The 19,764-nt window shown below is 69.6% G+C and carries 18 protein-coding genes; 13 read left to right on the top strand and 5 right to left on the bottom strand.

Annotation, left to right across the window (positions count from 1 at the left end; genetic code table 11):
- From IZR01_RS36885 to IZR01_RS36860, 6 genes are all read left to right on the top strand, one after another.
- The coding region (locus IZR01_RS36885; RefSeq protein WP_194926545.1) for a hypothetical protein at positions 1–189 on the top strand (189 nt) is incomplete at its 5' end.
- Entirely contained in the window at positions 189–935 is a 747-nt protein-coding gene (locus tag IZR01_RS36880; RefSeq protein WP_194898723.1) for a LuxR C-terminal-related transcriptional regulator, read from the top strand. The genes IZR01_RS36885 and IZR01_RS36880, both read left to right, overlap by 1 nt.
- Positions 936–1,144: 209 nt before the next feature.
- Entirely contained in the window at positions 1,145–1,804 is a 660-nt protein-coding gene (locus IZR01_RS36875) for a response regulator (RefSeq protein WP_194898725.1), read from the top strand.
- Between the two features lie 38 nt (positions 1,805–1,842).
- A complete protein-coding gene (locus tag IZR01_RS36870; protein WP_194898722.1) occupies positions 1,843–3,234 on the top strand; it encodes a polysaccharide biosynthesis protein in 1,392 nt (463 codons plus the stop codon).
- Between the two features lie 278 nt (positions 3,235–3,512).
- On the top strand, positions 3,513–3,920 hold the full coding sequence (gene msrB / locus IZR01_RS36865; protein WP_194898721.1) for a peptide-methionine (R)-S-oxide reductase MsrB: 408 nt from the start codon (positions 3,513–3,515) through the stop codon (positions 3,918–3,920).
- Between the two features lie 90 nt (positions 3,921–4,010).
- Positions 4,011–4,898, top strand: coding sequence for an alpha/beta fold hydrolase (locus tag IZR01_RS36860; RefSeq protein ID WP_194898720.1), 888 nt, complete (start codon positions 4,011–4,013; stop codon positions 4,896–4,898).
- A 107-nt stretch (positions 4,899–5,005) separates the two neighbouring features.
- Here the strand turns inward: IZR01_RS36860 and IZR01_RS36855 are convergent, their stop codons facing one another.
- Complete coding sequence (locus IZR01_RS36855) at positions 5,006–6,247, bottom strand: D-alanyl-D-alanine carboxypeptidase family protein (protein WP_194926544.1); 1,242 nt, start codon at positions 6,245–6,247, stop codon at positions 5,006–5,008.
- A 285-nt stretch (positions 6,248–6,532) separates the two neighbouring features.
- The gene (locus IZR01_RS36850; RefSeq protein ID WP_194898718.1) at positions 6,533–7,708 is read right to left on the bottom strand and encodes an acyl-CoA dehydrogenase family protein; all 1,176 of its coding nucleotides are present in this window, start codon (positions 7,706–7,708) and stop codon (positions 6,533–6,535) included.
- A 68-nt stretch (positions 7,709–7,776) separates the two neighbouring features.
- Here IZR01_RS36850 and IZR01_RS36845 point away from each other — a divergent pair, with 68 nt between their 5' ends.
- A complete protein-coding gene (locus IZR01_RS36845; protein ID WP_194926543.1) occupies positions 7,777–8,913 on the top strand; it encodes a CaiB/BaiF CoA transferase family protein in 1,137 nt (378 codons plus the stop codon).
- A 334-nt stretch (positions 8,914–9,247) separates the two neighbouring features.
- On the opposite strand, the gene IZR01_RS36840 is transcribed toward IZR01_RS36845, so the two are convergent.
- Both IZR01_RS36840 and IZR01_RS36835 read right to left on the bottom strand, forming a co-directional pair.
- The gene (locus tag IZR01_RS36840) at positions 9,248–9,904 is read right to left on the bottom strand and encodes a GntR family transcriptional regulator (protein WP_194926542.1); all 657 of its coding nucleotides are present in this window, start codon (positions 9,902–9,904) and stop codon (positions 9,248–9,250) included.
- Positions 9,905–10,965: 1,061 nt separating this feature from the next.
- Positions 10,966–12,018, bottom strand: coding sequence for a LacI family DNA-binding transcriptional regulator (locus tag IZR01_RS36835; RefSeq protein WP_194926541.1), 1,053 nt, complete (start codon positions 12,016–12,018; stop codon positions 10,966–10,968).
- 270 nt (positions 12,019–12,288) lie between these two features.
- Between IZR01_RS36835 and IZR01_RS36830 the strand changes: the two genes are divergently transcribed.
- From IZR01_RS36830 to IZR01_RS36815, 4 genes are all read left to right on the top strand, one after another.
- Positions 12,289–13,731: an extracellular solute-binding protein gene (locus IZR01_RS36830; protein WP_194899000.1), complete on the top strand. Its 1,443-nt coding sequence runs from the start codon at positions 12,289–12,291 to the stop codon at positions 13,729–13,731.
- Between the two features lie 90 nt (positions 13,732–13,821).
- The gene (locus IZR01_RS36825) at positions 13,822–14,766 is read left to right on the top strand and encodes a carbohydrate ABC transporter permease (protein ID WP_194926540.1); all 945 of its coding nucleotides are present in this window, start codon (positions 13,822–13,824) and stop codon (positions 14,764–14,766) included.
- Positions 14,767–14,769: 3 nt separating this feature from the next.
- Positions 14,770–15,714: a carbohydrate ABC transporter permease gene (locus IZR01_RS36820; RefSeq protein WP_194926539.1), complete on the top strand. Its 945-nt coding sequence runs from the start codon at positions 14,770–14,772 to the stop codon at positions 15,712–15,714.
- Positions 15,715–15,806: 92 nt separating this feature from the next.
- Entirely contained in the window at positions 15,807–17,444 is a 1,638-nt protein-coding gene (locus IZR01_RS36815; RefSeq protein ID WP_323747206.1) for a glycoside hydrolase family 13 protein, read from the top strand.
- Here the strand turns inward: IZR01_RS36815 and IZR01_RS36810 are convergent.
- Positions 17,441–18,175 carry an ATP-binding protein gene (locus IZR01_RS36810; protein WP_194926538.1) on the bottom strand — a complete coding sequence of 245 codons (735 nt, stop codon included), beginning with the start codon at positions 18,173–18,175 and terminating at the stop codon, positions 17,441–17,443. The two genes, IZR01_RS36815 and IZR01_RS36810, sit on opposite strands and share 4 nt — an antisense overlap.
- Positions 18,176–18,341: 166 nt before the next feature.
- On the opposite strand from IZR01_RS36810, the gene IZR01_RS36805 reads away from it, so the two are divergent.
- On the top strand, positions 18,342–19,310 hold the full coding sequence (locus tag IZR01_RS36805; RefSeq protein ID WP_194899004.1) for a helix-turn-helix domain-containing protein: 969 nt from the start codon (positions 18,342–18,344) through the stop codon (positions 19,308–19,310).
- Entirely contained in the window at positions 19,311–19,604 is a 294-nt protein-coding gene (locus IZR01_RS36800) for a DUF397 domain-containing protein (RefSeq protein ID WP_228555962.1), read from the top strand. It begins immediately after the preceding gene.
- The last annotated feature ends 160 nt before the right edge of the window (positions 19,605–19,764 follow it).

Here is a 19,764-nt window from a genome sequence, read left to right as displayed (position 1 = left end):
CCCCCCACCTTCGATCCCAACGACACGCAGCCCCTCCACATAATCCCCACCGGCCAAGACGACACCGCGCTCGCCTCGATCCAGCTCCCCTCCCAGGCGCACCTGACCCAGCCGCCGCGCATCCCCGCCGCGGCGCTGCGGCCGGTTGCCGAGGTCCAGCTCTCCCTGCTCCCAGGAGGCGCTTTCTGATGCCCACCAGGATCGTGCTCTGCGATGACCACACCCTGCTGACCGAGTCCCTGGCCGCCTCGCTGGCCGCCAAGGGCTACCAGGTCGAGGCCGTGACCTCGACTCCGGCGCAGGGGTTGGCCGCGGTGGCGTCCCTGGATCCGGACATCCTGATGCTGGATGTGCACTTTCCGATGAGCGTCTCGGCCCGGGCCGCCGCCTCGCCGCTGGCCACCGCCGGTGAGCAGGCGTTCCCGGTGTCGCGGCCGGGCAGTCGGATGGTCACCGCGGGGCTGGAGCTGGCGCGGGCGGTGCTGGAGCGGCATCCGCGGACCAAGGTGTTGATGGTCTCGGCGACCGACGACCCGGCTATCGTCAGTGCCGCGCTGGATCTCGGGGTCTCCGGGTTCACGCGCAAGGACCAGCGGATCGACGGCATCGTGCAGATCCTGGAGCGGGTGGCCGGCGGCGAGGTGGCGGTGGACCCGGAGTTGCTGCGGGCGGCCGTGCGGCACCTGAAGGCCCCGGACGTCGACCAGGCCGAGCGCACGCTGCGCTATCTGACCCCGCGCGAGCGCGAGGTGCTGCGCCGGATCGTCGAGGGCGAGTCCACCAAGCAGATCGCCCGCGCCATGGACATCGCCCAGTCCACGGCCCGCACCCATGTGCAGAACGTGCTGGTCAAGCTGGGTGCGCACTCGCGGGTCGAGGCCTCGGCGATAGTGTCCCGGGTCGGGGCGGTCGACCGCCTCGGCGCGCACCAGTAGCTCATCAAGAACCCACCGGCAGCCGCGCCACGGCCCCACCCGAAGCCGTCTAGACAACCGTCTACGTCATTTGGAGTAGCGACGGCTCCACTACATGGTGGTGGGCGCCGGGCCGGTGACTTGCGAGGATGGGGAGCATGCTTGACGCCTCCACGATCGGAACGATCGGACTCGAGGACCGCCTCGAGGAGCGCCTCGACGTGACGGGCCTGCGGGAGGTCCGCATCCTCGTCGTCGACGACCACCGCACCTTCGCCGAGGCGCTGGCCTCCCGGCTGCGCGCCGAGCCCGGCTTCGGCGTGGCGGCCACCACCACCATCGACGGCGCCCGCCGGCTGATCGACGAGCGCCGCCCGGACGTGGTGCTGCTGGACGTCGATCTGGACGGCCGCGACGGCATCCGCTTCGCCGCCGAGATCCGGGCCGGCCACGCCGACGTCCGGATCGTGATGGTCACCGCCGGCGAGGAGGAGAAGCGGGTCGCCGAGGCGGTCCGCGGCGGCGTGAACGCCTGGGTCGCCAAGGACGGCTCGGTGGAGCACCTGCTCCAGGTGGTCCGCGGCGTCCTGCGCGATGAGACCCACATCCCGCCGCGCCTGCTCACCTACGTCCTGAGCGACCTGATGGCCGCCGAGCAGGAGCGCAACGAACACGAGACGCTGGTCGGCGCGCTCACCCCACGCGAGCGCGAAGTCCTGCAGTGCATGGTCTCCGGTATGACCCGGGCCTCCATCGCCCAACACCTCTTCCTGTCCCCGAACACGGTCCGCACCCACATGCAGAACGTCCTGGGCAAGCTCGGCGTGCACTCCACCCTGGCCGCCGTGGCGGTGGCGCGCCGCGCCGGGATCGGCGAAGACCCCCGCTGACCGGGCGGCACCACCGAGCGATGACCACCCCGCGAACGATGACGACCCTGCGAACGCTGATCGTCGGCGCCGGACGGGCCGGACAGACGCTGGCCCGCGATCTGTGCACGCCGGAAGCCCGCGCCGATCAAGAGCTGCGACCGATCGGCTTCGTCGACGACGCCGCGGGGATCAAAATCCCGCATCTCCTCCCGCATCCCCTCCCGCACCTCGGCACCTTGCCCGAGTTGGCCCGCCTGGTGACCGAGCACGAGGCCGAAGCCGTCATCCTGGCTATCCCCTCACTCCCCCCAGCCCGCACCCGAGAACTGACCGCCGCCGCGATCGGTGCGGGAGCGGTCGTCCGGTATCTGCCGTGGTACACGGTTTCCCGGAGCCGCGACATCACGTCCACCGACCTCCGGCCGCTGGACATCAGAGCCCTGATCGACGGCCCGGCCCGCTACGAGGTGTCGCCCGAGGTCAAGGAGATCGTCACCGGCAAGCGCGTCCTGGTCACCGGCGCCGCCGACCCGCTCGGATCGGAGATCTGCCGCCAGCTCAACGGTTTCGACCCCGACGAGCTCTATCTCCTCGACGGCACCACGATCGCCGATCGGGACCAGACCGACCACACCTTCCGGGACTTCCGCCCCGAGGTGGTCTTCCACGCGGCCGGCCTCAGGCACGCGTCCATCGTCGAACGCCGCCCGAGCCTCGCTGTGCTGGCGAACGTCCAGACCACCGACCATCTGGTCCGGGCCGCGCACCGGAACGGCACCGAGCGCTTCGTATTGATCTCCACCGACGACGATCCCACCTCAGGCCTCGCCTCAGGCCCCACCTCAGGTCCCGCCTCAGGGCCCGCCTCAATGCTCGGCGCCACCTACCGAGCAGCCGAAGCGATCATCCGCAGCGCGGCCCACCGCACCGGAAAGCACCGCACACGAACAGTCTTCGCAGCCGTCCGCATCGGCGAGGTCCTGGACGGCCGCGACTCGCTCCTGACCGTCCTGCCCGACCAGATCCGCGCCGGCGGCCCGGTGACCATCACGCACCCGGATGCGAGCCGCTGCTTCGCCACCGCCGAGGAAGCCGTCGCCCTGGCCCTGGAGGCCGGACGCATGGCGACCGGCGGCGAGGTCTACTCCCTCGACCTCGGCGAGCCGATGCGCGTCGCCGAAGTCGTGTCCCGCTTCACGAGCCAGTACAACCTGCCCGAAGTGCCGATCCGCTACGCAGGTCCCCAGCGGGGGCAAACCCAAGACCCGCGCCCCGACAAGCGGATCCCCACCGCGCAGCCGCAGATCTTCACCAGGATCGCCGACGCGGAACCAGCCGACCACGCACAGCTCCATGAGTGCCTGGACAAGGTCTACAAGGCCGCGGCTAAGAACCGCGACCCGAGGGTCCGGCAGCAGTTGCTGAAGCTCACCGGGCCAAGAGCCTGATCAGCCGTAATACTTCGAGCGCCCACGCTCACGAATACCGACGCAGCGTCACGAAGGCGGCCGCTATCCGGCGGCCGCCATCGACATGGGCATCCGGCGCCTGATTCCCCACAGTGCAGATCCACAAGCCGCGCCGCGAATACGGGTTCGTACATGCATTCGCCCTGCTCCGAGGGGTGAGCAGGCGATTTCGAAAACCACTCCCAGGAGCAGGCGACGGTATGTAACGCCCCGGCAAAACGCTGGCGCCCGCGCGTCACATGAGTAGGCTCGACTACATGGTGTACAAGGTCGAGCGCACCGAGGCAGAGTGGCGGCAGCACCTGGGGCCGGCCGCCTATAAGACCCTGCGCGAGTTCGGAACCGAGAACCCGTGGTCCGGCGACTATGTCGAGAACGACAACCCGGGCATCTACCTGTGCCGGGGCTGCGACACCGCACTGTTCGGCTCGCAGTCCAAGTTCAACGCCGAGTGCGGTTGGGCCGCCTTCTCCGGCCCGATCACCGACGAACTCGTCGAGACGCACGAGGACCGTTCGCAGGGCATGCTCCGCACCGAGATCCGGTGCGCCACTTGCGGATCGCACCTCGGCTACCTGTTCCAGGACGCGCCCGAAGAGCTCGGCGGCTGGCGCTACTGCGTCAACTCGATCGGGCTGCTGCTGCGGGAGTCGGTATCGAGCTAGACCTGCCGGGCAGCGGATCAGCCGCGGAAACTCAGCCGCGGAAACCGGCTCTAACGCATAGACGGCGATTCATCCGTTAGAATCGTCGTCATGAGCGCATTGCCCCTGCCGGTGATCCGGCACCGCAGCATCACCGTCGACGGCGTCCGCGTCTTCTACCGCGAGACCGGCCCCGAGCGTGCCGACGCCCCGACCGTCCTACTCCTGCACGGCTTTCCCAGCTCCTCGCACCAGTTCCGGCGCCTGCTGGACGCGCTGGGCACCGAGCACCGGCTGATCGCCCCCGACCACCCCGGTTTCGGACGCACGACCGTGCCCGACGGCTTCGTGTACTCCTTCGAATCCCTCACGGACGTCGCCGAGTCCTTCGTCGAAGCCCTCGGCCTCACCGCCGACGGCCGCCGGCTCGTCGCCTACACCTTCGACTACGGCGGGCCGGTCGCCTTCCGGCTGGCCGGCCGGCACCCGGAGTGGTTCGCGGGTCTGATCGTGCAGAACGCCAACGCCTACGCCGAAGGCCTGTCCGAGCTCGCCCAGACGCTGCTCACCGCACAGCCGGGAGTCCCGGGAGCCGAGGAGCGCGTGCGCGGCATCCTCACCGAGGCGGTGACCCGTTCCCAGTACGAGGACGGCACCTCAGACCCCGAACTCATCTCCCCCGACGGCTGGACCCTCGACCAGCACTACCTGGACCTGCCGGGGCGGGACACGGCGCAGATCGCCCTCATGCTCGACTACCACAACAACGTCGAGCTCTACCCGCGGTGGCAGAGCTGGCTCGCCGAGCGCCGGCCACCGACGCTGATCCTGTGGGGCGACGGCGACGCGTTCTTCACTGTCGCTGGGGCCAGGGCCTATCTGCGGGACGTGCCCGACGCGCAGTTGCACGTGTTCCAGACTGGGCACTTCGCCTTGGAGGAGAAGCTTCCCGAGATGGCGCAGCTGATCGGCGAGTTCCTGGACTCGCTGAAGCCTTGAGCGGGCCGAGGCTTTGAGTGGGCTCAAGCCTTGAGCGCGCTGGAAATCTCAGCGCGCTCGGCGGGCTCGGCAGGCTCGGCGCGCTCGGCGCGCTCGGCGCCAGCGTCTCAGGCCCGGTCGGCCCGACGCTGTCGGTACTGCTTGACCAACACCCGCGTCCGCAGGCCCACGACCGCGAACACCAGGAAGCCGAGGATGTAGAGCAGGGTCTGGAACACGTCACCCAGCATCGTGGAGCCGCTGTCCTTGGCCTTGTGCGTCAACGACGCGGCGGCCGCGGACGTCGGGGGCGTCGCGAGGTCGCCGTCGTTCCCGGCCTGCGTGTGCCGCTCCTTCGCGTGCACCGCGTCCGGCGGCGGCAGCGTCTCGTCCGGCACCGCCGACTTCTGCAACGGGTCCGGGGCTGCCAGCTGGTCCACCCCGGGCGCCGTGGCCGGGACCGCGAAGCCCCAGTCGAGCAGCTTGGCCGTCTGCTGGTAGATGTCGGTACCGGCGTCGAACACCGAGACCACGAGGGTGCGGCCGTTGCGCTCGGCGGCGCCGACGAAGGTGTGGTGCGCCAGCGAGGTGTAGCCGTTCTTCACCCCGATCATCCCGGGGTACTTGCCCAGCAGCCGGTTCTCGCTGTCGATCTCGAAGGTGGTGCCGTTGACCGAGGGGAACTTGGCCTTCTGGAGGGCGCAGTAGGAGCGGAAGCCCGGGTCCTGGAGACCCGCACGCGCCATCAACGCCAAGTCATAGGCGCTGGAGACCTGGCCGTCGGCGTCGTAGCCGTCGGCGTTGACCACGACGGTGTCGTCGGCGTGCAACCGCTGCGCGGTCTGGCGCATCAGGGCCACGGTCGCCGCCTCGCCGCCGGCCATCGCGGCGAGGGTGGCGATGGCGTCGTTGCCTGAGCGCAGGAACACACCGTTCCACAGGTCGGAGACCCGGTAGGACAAGCCGGGCTTGATGCCGACGGCGCTCGCCCCGGGCTCGTCGGTGGCCAGCGCCGCGATGTCGCCGGGCACCGACAGGTGGACCTGCGCCGGGTCCAGGCGGGGCATCAGGGCCAGCGCGGTCAGGACCTTGAGGGTCGAGGCCGGGCGCAGCCGGTCGTGCGGGGCGCGTTCGGCCAGGATCGCGCCGGTCGCCTCGTCGGCCACCACGAACGAGCCGGCCTGGACGTCCGGCGGGATCGGCGGCGTGCCGGGGCTGGCGACGGTCGGGCCCAGCGGTGTGGAGCTGGGGGACGGCGGCGTCGGGGTGGGCGGCGCGACATCCGCGGCGGCCGCGGCCGCGCCCGCGCCGATCAGCGCGACACACGCCGCGGCGACAGTGATGCTCCGACGAACCGGTGACCCGCGCATGTCTGCCGGTTTTCCAGCCGGCCCGCCCCGCCAAACCCCGATCCCGCCGGACGCGTGACGCCCGCCGCCCTGGTGGTCCCCCGTTTCCGCGCTCGGTGGCGCGCTGCTCCGCACGGTCTTCAGACTAGGGTGCCGACGCTGCGCTACCAAGCATCAACGCCCTGCGAAATCGAGCGTTTCCCGAGTCCGAGCTGTGCCTACACGATGTGCTTACGCGATGTGCTTATACGGTGCGCGTGCACAGTGCGCCCATACGGTGCTCCCGAAAGCCGAGCCGCGCCGCGCCTACACGAACGCCGACAGCCCCGTCAGCGCCCTGCCGATCACCAGACTGTGGATCTCGCTGGTGCCCTCGTAGGTGAGCACGGACTCCAGGTTGTTCGCGTGCCGAAGCACCGGGTACTCCAGCGTGATCCCGTTGGCGGCCAGGATGGTGCGGCACTCGCGGGCGATGTCCAGGGCCTCCCGCACGTTGTTCAGCTTGCCCAGGCTCACCTGGCGCGGGTCCAGCTGCCCGGCGTCCTTCAGCCGGCCCAGGTGCAGCGCGAGCAGCATGCCCTTGCCGAGTTCCAGTGCCATGTCGGCGAGCTTCTGCTGGGTCAGCTGGAAGCCGGCCAGCGGCCGGTCGAAGACCTCGCGGTCCAGCGCGTAGGCGATCGCCGCCTCCAGGCAGTCGCGGGCCGCGCCGAGCGCCCCGAACACGATGCCGAAGCGGGCCTCGTCCAGGCAGCCGAGCGGCCCGGCCAGCCCGGCGGCTTGCGGCAGCATCGCGTCGGCGGGCAGCCGCACGTCCTGCAACACCAGCTCGCTGGTGACGCTGGCCCGCAGCGAGAGCTTCTTCTTGATCACCGGGGCGCTGAACCCGGGGGTGTCGGTCGGCACGACGAAGCCGCGGATGCCGTCCGCGGTCCCGGCCCACACCACCGCGACATCGGCCACCGAACCGTTGGTGATCCACATCTTGGTGCCGTTGAGCACCCAGCTGTCGCCGTCGCGCTTGGCGGTGGTCCGCATCCCGGCCGGGTTGGAGCCGAAGTCCGGCTCGGTCAGCCCGAAGCAGCCGATCGCCTCCCCGGCGGCCATCCGCGGCAGCCAGGCCTGCTTGTGCTCCTCCGAGCCGTAGCGCCAGATCGCGAACATGGCCAGCGAGCCCTGCACGGAGACCAGCGAGCGCAGACCGGAGTCGACCGCCTCCAGCTCCATGCAGGCCAGGCCGTAAGTCAGGGCGCTGGTTCCGGCGCAGCCGTAGCCGTGCAGGTGCATACCGAGCACGCCGAGCCGGCCCAGACCCCGGGCCACCTCCCGCGCCGGCAGGTCGCCGGCCTCGAACCAGTCGGCGATGTGCGGCCGCAGCTCGCGGGCGCCGTAGGAGCGGACCAGGTCGCGCATCGCGCGCTCCTCATCGCTCAGGAGACCGTCGATCGCGAACAGATCGAGAGGGGACACAGGCTTGGAGGACATGGCCCTACTCCACCACAGAATGGATTTTGGATCCAGAACGGATTTTGGATCCAGTATGGTGGACCGCCATGAGCGCAGCGCTGAACGGCCTCCTGGTGGCGGACTTCAGCCGCGTCCTGGCCGGCCCCTACGCGACCATGCTGCTGGCCGACCTGGGCGCGGACGTGGTGAAGGTGGAGCGGCCCGGCGCCGGCGACGACACCCGCGCGTGGGGCCCGCCGTTCGCCCCGGACGGGACCGCCACCTACTTCCTGAGCGTGAACCGCAACAAGCGCTCACTCGCGCTGGACCTGCGCGACGCGCAGGACGCGGCGCTGGCCAGGGAGCTGATACGGCGCGCGGACGTGGTGGTCGAGAACTTCTTGCCCGGGACGATGGAGCGTCTAGGACTCGGCTACGAGCAGATGCGGGAGCAGAACCCGGGTGTCGTCTACTGCTCGATCACCGGCTTCGGCGACGGCCCCGGCGCCTCCCTGCCGGGCTACGACCTGCTGGCCCAGGCGGTCGGCGGCCTGATGAGCGTCACCGGCGAACCCGAGCACCCGACGAAGGCGGGCGTGGCACTGGTCGACGTGATCACCGGCCTGCACGCGGCCTTCGGCATCCTGGCCGCACTCCGGCACCGCGACGCGACCGGCGAGGGGCAGCGGGTGTCGGTGTCGCTGCTGACCTCGCTGCTGTCCGGGCTGGTGAACCACTCCTTGGCATACCTGACGGCTGGCGTCGTCCCGCGGGCGATGGGCAACCGGCACCCGAGCATCGCCCCGTACGAGATCTTCGACGCAGCGGACCGCCCACTGGTGATCGCCGCCGGCAACGACCGCCAGTTCCACAGCCTGTGCACAGCACTCGGCGCCGCCACGCTGGCCGCCGATGCGCGCTTCACCACGAACGCTTCGCGGGTGGCGCATCGGGGGGCTTTGGTCGATGCGCTGAATGCGCTGCTGGGTGCTCGGCCGGCTGAGGAGTGGGTCGCTGTGCTGACTGAGGCTGGCGTGCCCTGCGGGCTGATCAATGACGTCGCGGGGGCTTTCGCGCTGGCCGAGGAGTTGGGGCTTGGGGCTGAGGTGGAGGTCGGTGGCATTCGCCAGGCCGCGCATCCGGTGCGGTTCAGCGGCACTCCTGCGGCGTACCACGCACCACCGCCGGCGCTGGACGGCGATGGGTCGGCGCTTCGTGAGTGGCTGGATCAGCCTTTGCGGTGATCTCGGCTACCTGATCTCAGTTACCTGGGCTTGGATTCTTGGGCTTGGATTCTTGGGCTTGGATTCTTGGGCTTGGATTCTTGGGCTCGGATGCTTGGGCTCGGATGCTTGAGCTCGGATGCTTGAGCTCGGACGCTTGAGCTCGGACGCTTGAGCTCGGATGCTTGAGCTCGGACGCTTGAGCTCGGACGCTTGAGCTCGGACGCTTGAGCTCGGACGCTTGAGCTCGGACGCTTGAGCTCGGACGCTTGAGCTCGGCACCTCAGCCGCCTGAACTCAGCTACTTGATCTCGATCCGCAATCCGCAATCCCGCACTCAGGCTTCAATCTGTGGTCAGGCCTCGATCTGTCCGGCCAAGGTCTCCACTGCGGCCGCCCGATGCCGATCGAACCACCGCACCGCCCCCTCGGCGTCCCCCGCCCGCAGCGCCGCCAACGCGGCCCGGTGCTCCGCCACCACATGCCGCCGGTTCTCGTCCCCGGCGTAGTAGAGCGAGCGGTAAGCGTCGGTGCTGTCCCACAACGTGCCGATGATCCGTACCAACCGCGGCATCGCCGCCGCCTCGAACAGTGCGAAGTGGAAGCGCCGATTGGCGCCGGCCATCGCCGCCACAGCACCCTCGCCGGCAGCCCGCTCCACCTCCGCCTGAGCCGCCGCCAACCGCCCGAACACCGCCTCGTCCAACAGCGGAACCGCCGCCCGCACCGCCTCAGCCTCAAGGATCTCCCGCAGCCGATACACCTCGCGCAGATCAGCCATCGACAACTCGACGACCCGATACCCCCGATGCGCCCGGTAGGTGACCAGCCCCTCCCCTTCGAGCGTCTTCAACGCCTCCCGCAACGGAACCCGGCTGACCTCCAGCCGCTGCGCCAAAGCCTCCTGCCGAATAGCAGTCCCCGGCCGCAACTCCCCGCTGGTGATGGCCCGCCGCACCTCACCCAGCACGAACTGTTGCGCGGTCGGCGGCCGCGAGCCCACCTCGGCCACGTTGCCTCCCACACTTATGCTCGGGAACTGGATCCAAAACGGTAGCACGCGGTGGGTGGTGGGACGGGCATGGGCGAGGCATGGGCTGAGCATGGGCCGGGCACTCGCCGGCAGGAGAGTTGGTGCTGAGCTGGGCTGGGCACTCGCCGGCAGGAGAGTCTGGTGTTGGGCCGGGCACTCCCCGCCAGGAGAGTTGGTGCTGAGCTGGGCTGGGCACTCGCCGCCAGGAGAGTCTGGTGTTGGGCCGGGCACTCCCCGCCAGGAGAGTTGGTGCTGAGCTGGGCTGAGCTGGGCTGAGCACTCGCCGCCAGGAGAGTTTGGTGCTGAGCTGGGCTGAGCTGGGCTGAGCACTCGCCGCCAGGAGAGTTTGGTGCTGAGCTGGGCTGAGCTGGGCTGAGCACTCGCCGCCAGGAGAGTTTGGTGCTTGTGCAGCGGGAGGCTTTCGAGCCGAGTTGCGGTATGTTTGTGGGTCTTCAAGGCTTTTTACGGCCTTCGGTCATAGTTGTGCCGGTTCGGGGTTCAGGGCGGCGAGTCTGCATGTCGGCTGCCGGTTCCCGCGTTCACAACCCCGCCACACCTCAGGCCTCTTCCACTCCGGCAAGTCCGAACAAGATCAAAGTCAAGATCAAGGTCAAGAGCCCTGGTGAAGAGCCGGCGCCTCCGGCGGGGGCTCTCGGCTCCCTCGGGGAACTGGCGCAATTCCATAGGGTGGCCGGGTCAGGGCCCTGCGCTGGCGGTTTGTGAGGTGGTTGCGGTCCGTTCCCCTCGGTCGCGTCGTCAGCCCCAAGGGGTACAGCGCCGAACCCCGGGAGTAAAGTCCGCGCGCTGCGGTCAGGCGTGCAGGTGGCGGCTGCGTACAGCGCGAACTTGACTCCCGAGAACCGGCACTGTAGGCAAAGCCCTGCCGACGCGACCGAGGGGAACGAACCGAAAACCGACCGGAGAAGTGCAGAAATCCGGCGTTCGGGGCGGGCAGCTTGGCGAGTTCGGCCGCCGGTTCAGGGTGCTGACAGCGTGGCGGTCCCGAGGGGACGCGTTCTGAGTTGGCGGGTGCGGATCGGCTACTCCCCCGCCTCGTCCTCAGTGTCGGCCTCGGCCCCGCCGCCTCGCCCCGAAACCGACCCCGTGGACCCCCGCACCACCAGCTCAGGCTCGAACAACAGCTCCTCGGCCGCCACGCGGGCGCCCTCGATCTGGTTCACCAGCAAGGTCACCGCTGCCCGGCCCAGGGCTTCGATCGGCTGTCGCACTGTTGTCAGTGGCGGGTCGGTGCAGTTCATGAACGCCGAGTCGTCGTAGCCCACTACCGACACGTCGCGTGGCACCCGTAGGCCTGCCCGGCGGACTGCGCGGATGGCGCCCAGGGCCAGGGGGTCGCTGGCGCAGATGATGCCGGTCGCGCCGGCGCGCAGGAGGCGGGTGGCGGCTGCGTGGCCGCCTTCCAGGGCGAACATCGCGTGCTCGATCAGGGCTTCGTCGACGTCGCGGCCGTGGATCGCGCACTGCTCGCGGTAGGCCGTGAGTTTGCGGCGGGATGGGGCGTGGTCCTCGGGGCCCAGGACCAGGCCGATGCGTTCGTGGCCGAGGGAGGCGAGGTGGGCGTAGGCCTGCTCGACGGCTACCGCGTCGTCTGTTGAGACCTGTGGGAGTTCCAGGTGTTCCACCGCCGCGTTGAAGAGCACTACCGGGATGCCGCGTTCGCGTAGGAGGTGGTAGTGCTCGTGCGGGGCGTCGCTTTCGGCGAAGTGGCCGCCGGCGAAGACGACGCCGGAGACGTGTTGGTCCAGCAGCATGGTGACGTAGTCCGACTCGGACAGGCCGCCGGCGGTGCGGGTGCACAGGACCGGGGTGAAGCCGCGTTGGGCCAGGGCGCCGCCGACCACCTCGGCGACCGCCGGGAAGATCGGGTTCTGGAGTTCGGGCAGGACCAGGCCGATCAGGCGCGCTCGTTCGCCGCGCAGTTGGGTGGGCCGTTCGTAGCCCAGTACGTCAAGGGCGGTGAGCACCGCGGTACGTGTGCTCTCCGATACCCCCGGCCGGCCGTTGAGGACCCGGCTGACGGTGGCCTCGCTGACCCCGACCTTTTGCGCCACCTCGGCGAGTCTGCTCGTCATGTCGCAAGAGTAGAACGGAAATCGGTAAGAAGGCGATGGGTTCCGACTAACTGGCGCAAGAATCCGAGGCCGGTCCGCAAGGCGGTGACGGCGCCGTGACCCCCGGTCAGAGGGCTGAGTGGATCATCCGTAACCTAGTCGTGTTCTTTCGATTTTTCATCAGACTCTTGCAGTCGACTGTTTACAGCTGTACCTTCTCGGCACGCCGATGACTCACGCCGACGCTGCGGCACGGCGCCTCCCCAGCCAACGAACGAAGGGGTGAAACGCATGAAACGCAACGCATCACGCACGATGGTCGCGCTCGTCACGGCGGCAGGTATAGCCATGGCAGGTGCCGCCTGCTCCTCCAGTTCCAGCAAGGGCTCCTCGACCAAGGGCTCCACCAACTCCGCCGACGGCGTCGCCGACGGCAAGCCGTTGGACCCCAACGCCACGGTGACCATCTCCATCGACGGCGCGCCGGGCGCGGACCAGGCCGTGAACAAGTCCGCCTACGCCGACGACCTGGCGGCGTTCAAGATCCTCTACCCGAACGTCACCGTCGACGCCAAGCCCTACGTCGGTCAGGTCGAGGTCGCCGCGCAGTTCACCGCGCAGCTCAAGGCGCACAACGAGACCGGCGCCTTCCACGCCTACTTCACCGACAAGAACCAGGTCCTGGACTCCAACGACGAGACGGACATCAGCTCCTACATCAACGACCAGACGGTCCCGGGCTGGTCCCAGCTGCTGCCCGGGGTGAAGCAGAACCTGCAGGACAGCGGCAAGACCTACTCGCTGCCGATCAACTACTACTCCGAAGGCCTGATCTACAACCGCGACCTGTTCACCAAGGCCGGTCTGGATCCGAACAAGCCGCCGACCACCTGGGACGAGGTCGAGGCGGACGCCGCCAAGATCTCCGCGCTCGGCGGCGGGGTGAGCGGTTACGAGGACTACAGCGGCGGCAACAACGGCGGCTGGCACTTCGCCGCCGAGCTCGACAGCAACGGCGGCCAGATGGTGAACGCCGACGGCACCAAGGCCGCGTTCAACACCAGCCAGGGCCAGCAGGTCCTACAGCGCCTGCACGACATGCGCTTCAAGGACGGCGGCATCGGCCCGACACCGGTCACCCAGTGGGCCGACGCCTTCCCGCCGCTGGCCACCAGCAAGGTCGGGATGTTCATCGGCGCCCCGGACGTGATCCAGCACCTGGTCGAGGTCCTGGGCGCGAGCCCGAACCTGTACGGCATGGGCCCGATGCCCGGCACCACGGGCCCGGCCACCGGCACCCTGGCCGGCGGCGACCTGTACTACTTCAAGAAGGGTCTGACCCCGAACCAGATCAAGGCCGAGATCGCCTGGATCGACTTCGAGTACCTGACCCCGGGCAAGGGCCAGTTCGACTTCGCCCGGGACAAGGCCCTGGCCACCCCGGACAAGCCGGTCGCGATCGGCCTGCCGCAGAAGTTCTTCTGGAACCAGACCTCCCCGCAGATGGCACAGGTGCAGTCGGACCTGAAGACCTCGGCGACGCTGCCCATCGATCAGTACACGGACTTCGTCGACAACCCGATCTCCCCGGTCCTGGAACCGCCGGCGGCGCAACAGCTCTACAAGGTCCTGGACACCGCGATGTCGGCGGCCGTGACCGATGCGAACGCCGATCCGGCCAAGCTGCTGAGCACCGCCGAGACCCAGGTCAACCAGATCCTGGCCAACCAGTAGCCGCGTGCCGGCGCCGGGCGGCCGGTACGCGCTGAGGGACGCGGACCGGCCGCCTGGCGCGGCAAGACCCACGGGAACGGAGTCGACACGATGGCCTTCGCCTTGGCCTCAGAGCGGGTGCGGGACAGGACCGGACAGCGCGACAGCAGAAGCGCTTGGCAGACGCTGCGGCGCGGCGCCGGCCGCAACCTGCGGGCCCATGCCTTCCTGCTCGGCGCGCTGCTCTGCTTCGTGCTGTTCACCTGGTATCCGATGATCCGCGAGATCATCATGTCCTTCCAGCGCGTGCACCGCGGACAGACGACGTGGGCGGGCTTGGGCAACTACCGCCAGATCGCCGCGGACCCCGAGTTCTGGCAGGCCTGGCGCAACACCCTGGAGTTCACCGGCCTGGCCCTGGTCCTCGGCTTCGCCGCGCCGTTCGCGGTGGCCATCGTGGTCAACGAGTTCCGGCACGCACAGGGGTATCTGCGGATCCTGGTCTACCTGCCGGTGATGCTGCCGCCGGTGGCCGGGATCCTGCTGTTCAAGTACTTCATGGACCCCGGGTTCGGGCTCTTCAACCAGGCGCTGCACTTCCTGCACCTGCCCAAATCGCAGTGGCTGGCGTCCAAGACCACGTCCATGCCCTCGATCGTGCTGGTCTCGACGTGGAGCAACATGGGCACCGCGACGCTGGTCTACCTGGCGGCCATGCAAGGGATTCCGGGCGACCTGTACGAAGCGGCCGAGCTGGACGGTTGCAATGTCTTGCAACGAATCCGGCACGTCACCATCCCGCAAACCCGGCTCATCCTGTCGCTGATGCTGATGCTGCAGATCGTCGCGACGATGCAGATGTTCACCGAGTCGTTCGTCCTGACCGGCGGCGGTCCAGAGGGATCCACCACGACGGTCGTCTACCTGCTCTACAACTACGCGTTCAGTTACAACAAGTTCAACACCGCCGCCGCCCTCGGCGTGATCATGCTGCTGGTGCTGGCGTGCTTCTCGGCCATCTACATCGTGCTGGAACGCCGCGGAAGCGAGGACTGACAGATGAGCCGGCACAGTCTCCTGCGGGCCTTGGACGCCCGGAACCGATTCCACTCCCAGCAGCTCAAGTCCGCGCCGACCTATCAGCGCACCCTGATATCCCGGACCCAGCTGAACACCGACCGGGGCCGGCGGCTGTACTGGACCACCCTGACCATCGCCCTGCTACTGGCCACGCTGGTGTTCATCGGCCCGCTGTTCTGGATGGCCACCGGCGGCTTCAAGTCCTCACAGGAACTGGTCAGCAACCCCCCGGTCCTGCTGCCCGCGCACCCCTCCACCCACGCCTTCAGCCTGGCGTGGAACCGGCTGGGGATGGCGCAGCTGTTGTGGAACACCGTCGTCTACGCCGGCGGCGCGCTACTGCTCCAGCTGATCTTCTGCGTCGCGGCCGCCTACTCGCTGTCCAAGCTCCGGCCGATCTTCGGCAACTGGATCCTGGCGCTGATGCTGGCCTCGATGATGATCCCGGCCGCGGCGCTGGTCATCCCGCAGTACCTGACGGTGCTGGACCTGCCGTTCGTGCACTGGAACCTCCAGAACACGCCGTGGGTGATCTGGCTGCCGACGGTCGCCAACGCCTTCAACATCTTCCTACTCAAACGGTTCTTCGACTCCATCCCCAACGACCTGCTGGACGCGGCCGCCGTGGACGGCGCCGGCCCGCTGCGCACCCTGTGGCGCATCGTGCTGCCGATGTCGCGGCCGATCCTGGGAGTGGTCTCGATCTTCGCGATCGTCGCGGTCTGGAAGGACTTCCTATGGCCGCTGATCACCGTGCCGGCGCACGAGACGCTGAACGTCGGAGTCAGCACCGCCAGCACCTCCATGCCGGACAACGCACTGGTCGGCGGGCTCTTCCTGGCCTCGATCCCGACCATCGTGCTGTTCCTGATCTTCCAGCGGAACATCATGGCCGGCCTGACCGTCGGCGGCGTCAAGGGCTGACAGGGCCCTCATTCCCCACCACCTCGTCCCCTGTCCCTTTCCCGTCGGCTGTCCGCCGTCGTTCTGCTTCGAGCACAGAGAGCAGGTTCCCGGTGTCCGCGCTGCATTCTTCCCAAGCGCCGTGGTGGCGCTCGGCCGCCATCTACCAGATCTATCCGCGCAGCTTCGCCGACGGTTCCGGAAACGGTATCGGCGACCTGGCCGGCGTCCGCGCCAAGCTGCCGTATCTGGCCCGCCTCGGCGTGGACGCGGTCTGGTTCAACCCCTGGTACCTGTCCCCGCAGGCCGACGGCGGCTACGACGTCACCGACTACCGGGTGATCGACCCGCTGTTCGGCGACGTGTCCGAGGCCGAGGCGCTGATCGCCGAGGCCCACGAGCTGGGGATCCGCGTGGTCGTGGACATCGTGCCGAACCACACCTCCTCGGCCAACCCCTGGTTCGCCGCCGCGCTGGCCGCCGGACCCGGCTCGCCGGAGCGCGAGCGGTTCTGGTTCCGGGGCGGGCGCGGGGCCGACGGCGAGGTGTCGCCGACCAACTGGATCGGCCCGTTCGGCGGTGCGACCTGGACCCGGGTCGTCGAGCCGGACGGCGAGCCCGGCCAGTGGTACCTACACCTGTTCGACCCGGCGCAGCCGGACTTCAACTGGGAGCACCCCGAGGTCCACGCCGAGTTCGAGGACGTCCTGCGGTTCTGGTTCGACCGCGGGGCCGACGGCTTCCGTATCGACTCGGCCGCTTTGTGCGTTAAGGATCCGGCGCTGCCGGACCAGGTGCCCGGCGACGACTCGGCGTTCACCGACCGCGAGGAGGTGCACGAGATCTACCGCGCCTGGCGCCGGGTCGCCGACTCCTACGACGGCGACCGGGTGCTGATCGGCGAGATCTGGCTGCCGGACGCCGAGCGCCTGGCCCGCTACCTCGGCCCGGACGAGATGCACACCGTCTTCAACTTCCCGTATCTGGGCTGCGCCTGGGACGCCGAGAAGCTGCGCGAGGTGATCGACGAGACGCTGAGTCTGCACCTGCCGGTCGGCGCCCCGCCGACTTGGGTGTTGTCCAACCACGACGTGGACCGGGTGGTGACCCGCTACGGCCGGGAGGACACCTCGTTCGCGATCTACGCCCGGCAACTCGGCCGGCCGGTGGACCTGGCGCTGGGGACCCGGCGCGCGCGGGCCTCGGCGCTGTTGACCCAGGCCCTGCCGGGGTCGGTGTACGTGTACCAGGGCGAGGAACTCGGCCTGTGGGAGGTCGAGGACATCCCCGACGACCTGCGCCAGGACCCGATGTGGGAGCGCAAGGGCCGCAACCCGGCCGACCCGGGCCGGGACGGCTGCCGGGTGCCGCTGCCGTGGTCCGGGAGCGAGCCGCCGTTCGGCTTCAGCCCGCAGGCCGCGACGGCGCCGCCGTGGCTGCCGCAGCCCGAGGCGTGGAAGGACTACACGGCCGAGGGCCAGGAGGCCGACCCGGACTCGATGCTGGCGCTCTACACCAATGCCCTGCGACTGCGGCGCGCGACCGAGGGGCTCGGCGACGGGCCGTTCGCCTGGCTGGCCGCGCCGGCCGGCGTGCTGGCCTTCGAGCGCGGCGCCGGGTTCGCCTGCGTGGTGAACTTCGGCCCGCGACCGTCGGACCAGCCGGTCGCGGGCCGAGTGGTGCTGGCCAGCGGGCCTTTGGCGGACGACGGCCGGATCCCGGCCGACACCGCCGTGTGGATCGCCCGCTAGCCCGTTCCCCGCCCTCCGTCGGCGGACCCACCCGCGGGTCCGCCGACGGAGCCGGGTCCGGATCCCGATCCGGGGATCGGTCCGGATGCTGATACCGGTTCGGATGCTGATACTGGTTCGGCCACTGGTTCCGCGACGGATTCGGATACGGATCCTGATTCAGAACCCGCCGCGACCGGACCCGGGGCGGACGGCGGCAGCGGACTTCTCCCGGACCCGGCGGCCGCACTGAGCTGATGTCCGACCTCGAACGAGACCGTCTTACCGGTCTCCCCGACGACCACCTGGAACCGGTCCACGGTCATCACGACCAGGTCCAGCCCGCGGCCGCAGACGTCCTCGCCGGTCGGGGTCCGGGGCTGCGGGGTCCGATCCGAGCAGTCGGCGACCTCGCAGGTCACCGCGCCGGAGCGGATCCGCGCCGACACCGTGACCGGGCCGGTGCCGTGCACCACGGCGTTGGTGGCGATCTCGCTGTAGGCCAGCACCACGCGGTCGGCGTCGTCCCCGGCGCCCCAGGCCTGTTCCACCGCGGCGGCCAGCCAGCGCCGGGACAGGCTCACGTCCAGGGCCGAGCCCGGGAACGACCAGTACAAAGCAGTGTTCTGCGGTGCCGTCGGCTCCGGCGCCGGCTCCGGGCCGGCTGCCGAGCCGCGGACTGCCACCCCGCCGCCGGCGCCTGTTCCGGCGACGCGGCACGCCGCCGGGGCGGGGTGGCGTAAATGCTGCATGACGGCCTCACATCATCGATGTCCGCGCGATTCGTCTCCCCCAGCGCGTACCCCGCAATGAAATATCCCACCACCGGCCGGGCCCCGCAGGGGAATCCGTGAAATCGCCACAGCCGCGTCGGGCACAATGGCCTGCATCGCAGAAGCGAACCGCAGGGGGTTGGCGATGACATCCGCAGAAGGTCCCGGACCGCGCGCCCGAACCACTCCCGAGGGCGGGTCCGCGACGCCTCCGGAGCCGGGCGGCCCGGTCGAGCGGGCGGCCCGGGTACCGGCCGGGCCGTCGGCGCCGCCGATCCGCCGGCGGCGGCTGGGAGCCGCGCTGCGCAGGCTCCGGGTCAGCGCGGGGCTGACCCTGCAGGGCGCCGCCGAGCGGCTGGAGATCTCGGACTCGACGCTGTCCCGGCTGGAGAACGGCCAGGGCCGGCTGCGGCGCATCGACGTGGCGGCGGCGCTGGACGTGTACGGGGTCGACGACGAGGACCTGCGCACGACTTTACTGAACCTGACCGGCCAGATCAGGGACAAGGGCTGGTGGCAGTACTACCGGCGGGCCATCCCGGAGCCCTACGCGGACTACATCAGCGTGGAGGCGGCGGCCACCTCGATCGACGCGCACACCGTGCAACTGGTCCACGGCCTGCTCCAGACCGAGGACTACATCCGCGCCCTGGCCGAGGCCTGGCGGGTGCGCACTGAACCGCTCGACGTGGACGCGCTGGTGGCCGTCCGCCGCACCCGGCAGCGCATGCTCGGCGGCGCCGAACCGCTGCGGCTGCGGCTGGTGATGCACGAGGGCGCGCTGCGCCAGACGGTCGGCGGCCGCGAGGTGATGCGGGGTCAGATCGAACGGGTCATCGAGGAATCGCGCCGGCCCAATGTCGTCATCCAGATCATCACCCATTCAGCGGGCGCATATTCGGGACTCGACGAACCCTTCGCGATTGTAGGCTTTGGGAATCCTCTGGAACACGACGTGGTATGCCTGGACAACCTGACGCGAACGCATTTCCTGGAGACCGTCGACGAGGTGCGTAATTACGCGTCGGTGTTCGACCAGCTGCGTGCCGCGGCGCTTTCCCCCGAACGGTCGGCGCTCTGGCTCGCCGACCTGCTGACGAAGATGGAGAGCTAGTTGAGCACCAGCGCACAACCGCACCAGTCCCCCGGCGGGGCATCCGAGCCCGGCGCGCCCGGCGCGTCCGTCACCGGCGGCGCCGAGCACCCGGACCTGGCCGGCGCCGCCTGGCGCAAGAGCAGTCAAAGCAACGGCGCCGCCAACTGCGTCGAGGTCGCGATGCTGGCCGACGGCTCGGTGGGGGTCCGGCACTCCCGCCGCCCCGACGCCGAGGTGATCGTCTACTCCCGGACCGAGTGGGCGGCCTTCGTGGCCGGCGTCAAGGCCCGGGAGTTCGAACCGGTCGGCTGATCGGCCCACCAGGGTCCCGTTCCGTCCGCTTCGGTGCGGGGCCCGCCGCGCGACCGCGACACGCCGCGTTCCCGCAGGTGACAAGATGTCCCCCATGGTCCACCAAGCCGCACAGCCCGACCCGGCCGCCCCCGGCCCTGTCTCTTGTACACATCTTGCC

The sequence above is a fragment of the Catenulispora pinisilvae genome, assembly GCF_015356865.1.
GTDB lineage: Bacteria > Actinomycetota > Actinomycetes > Streptomycetales > Catenulisporaceae > Catenulispora > Catenulispora pinisilvae.
Note: the sequence above shows the minus strand (reverse complement) of the source record. Positions and strands in the feature narration are given on the sequence as shown.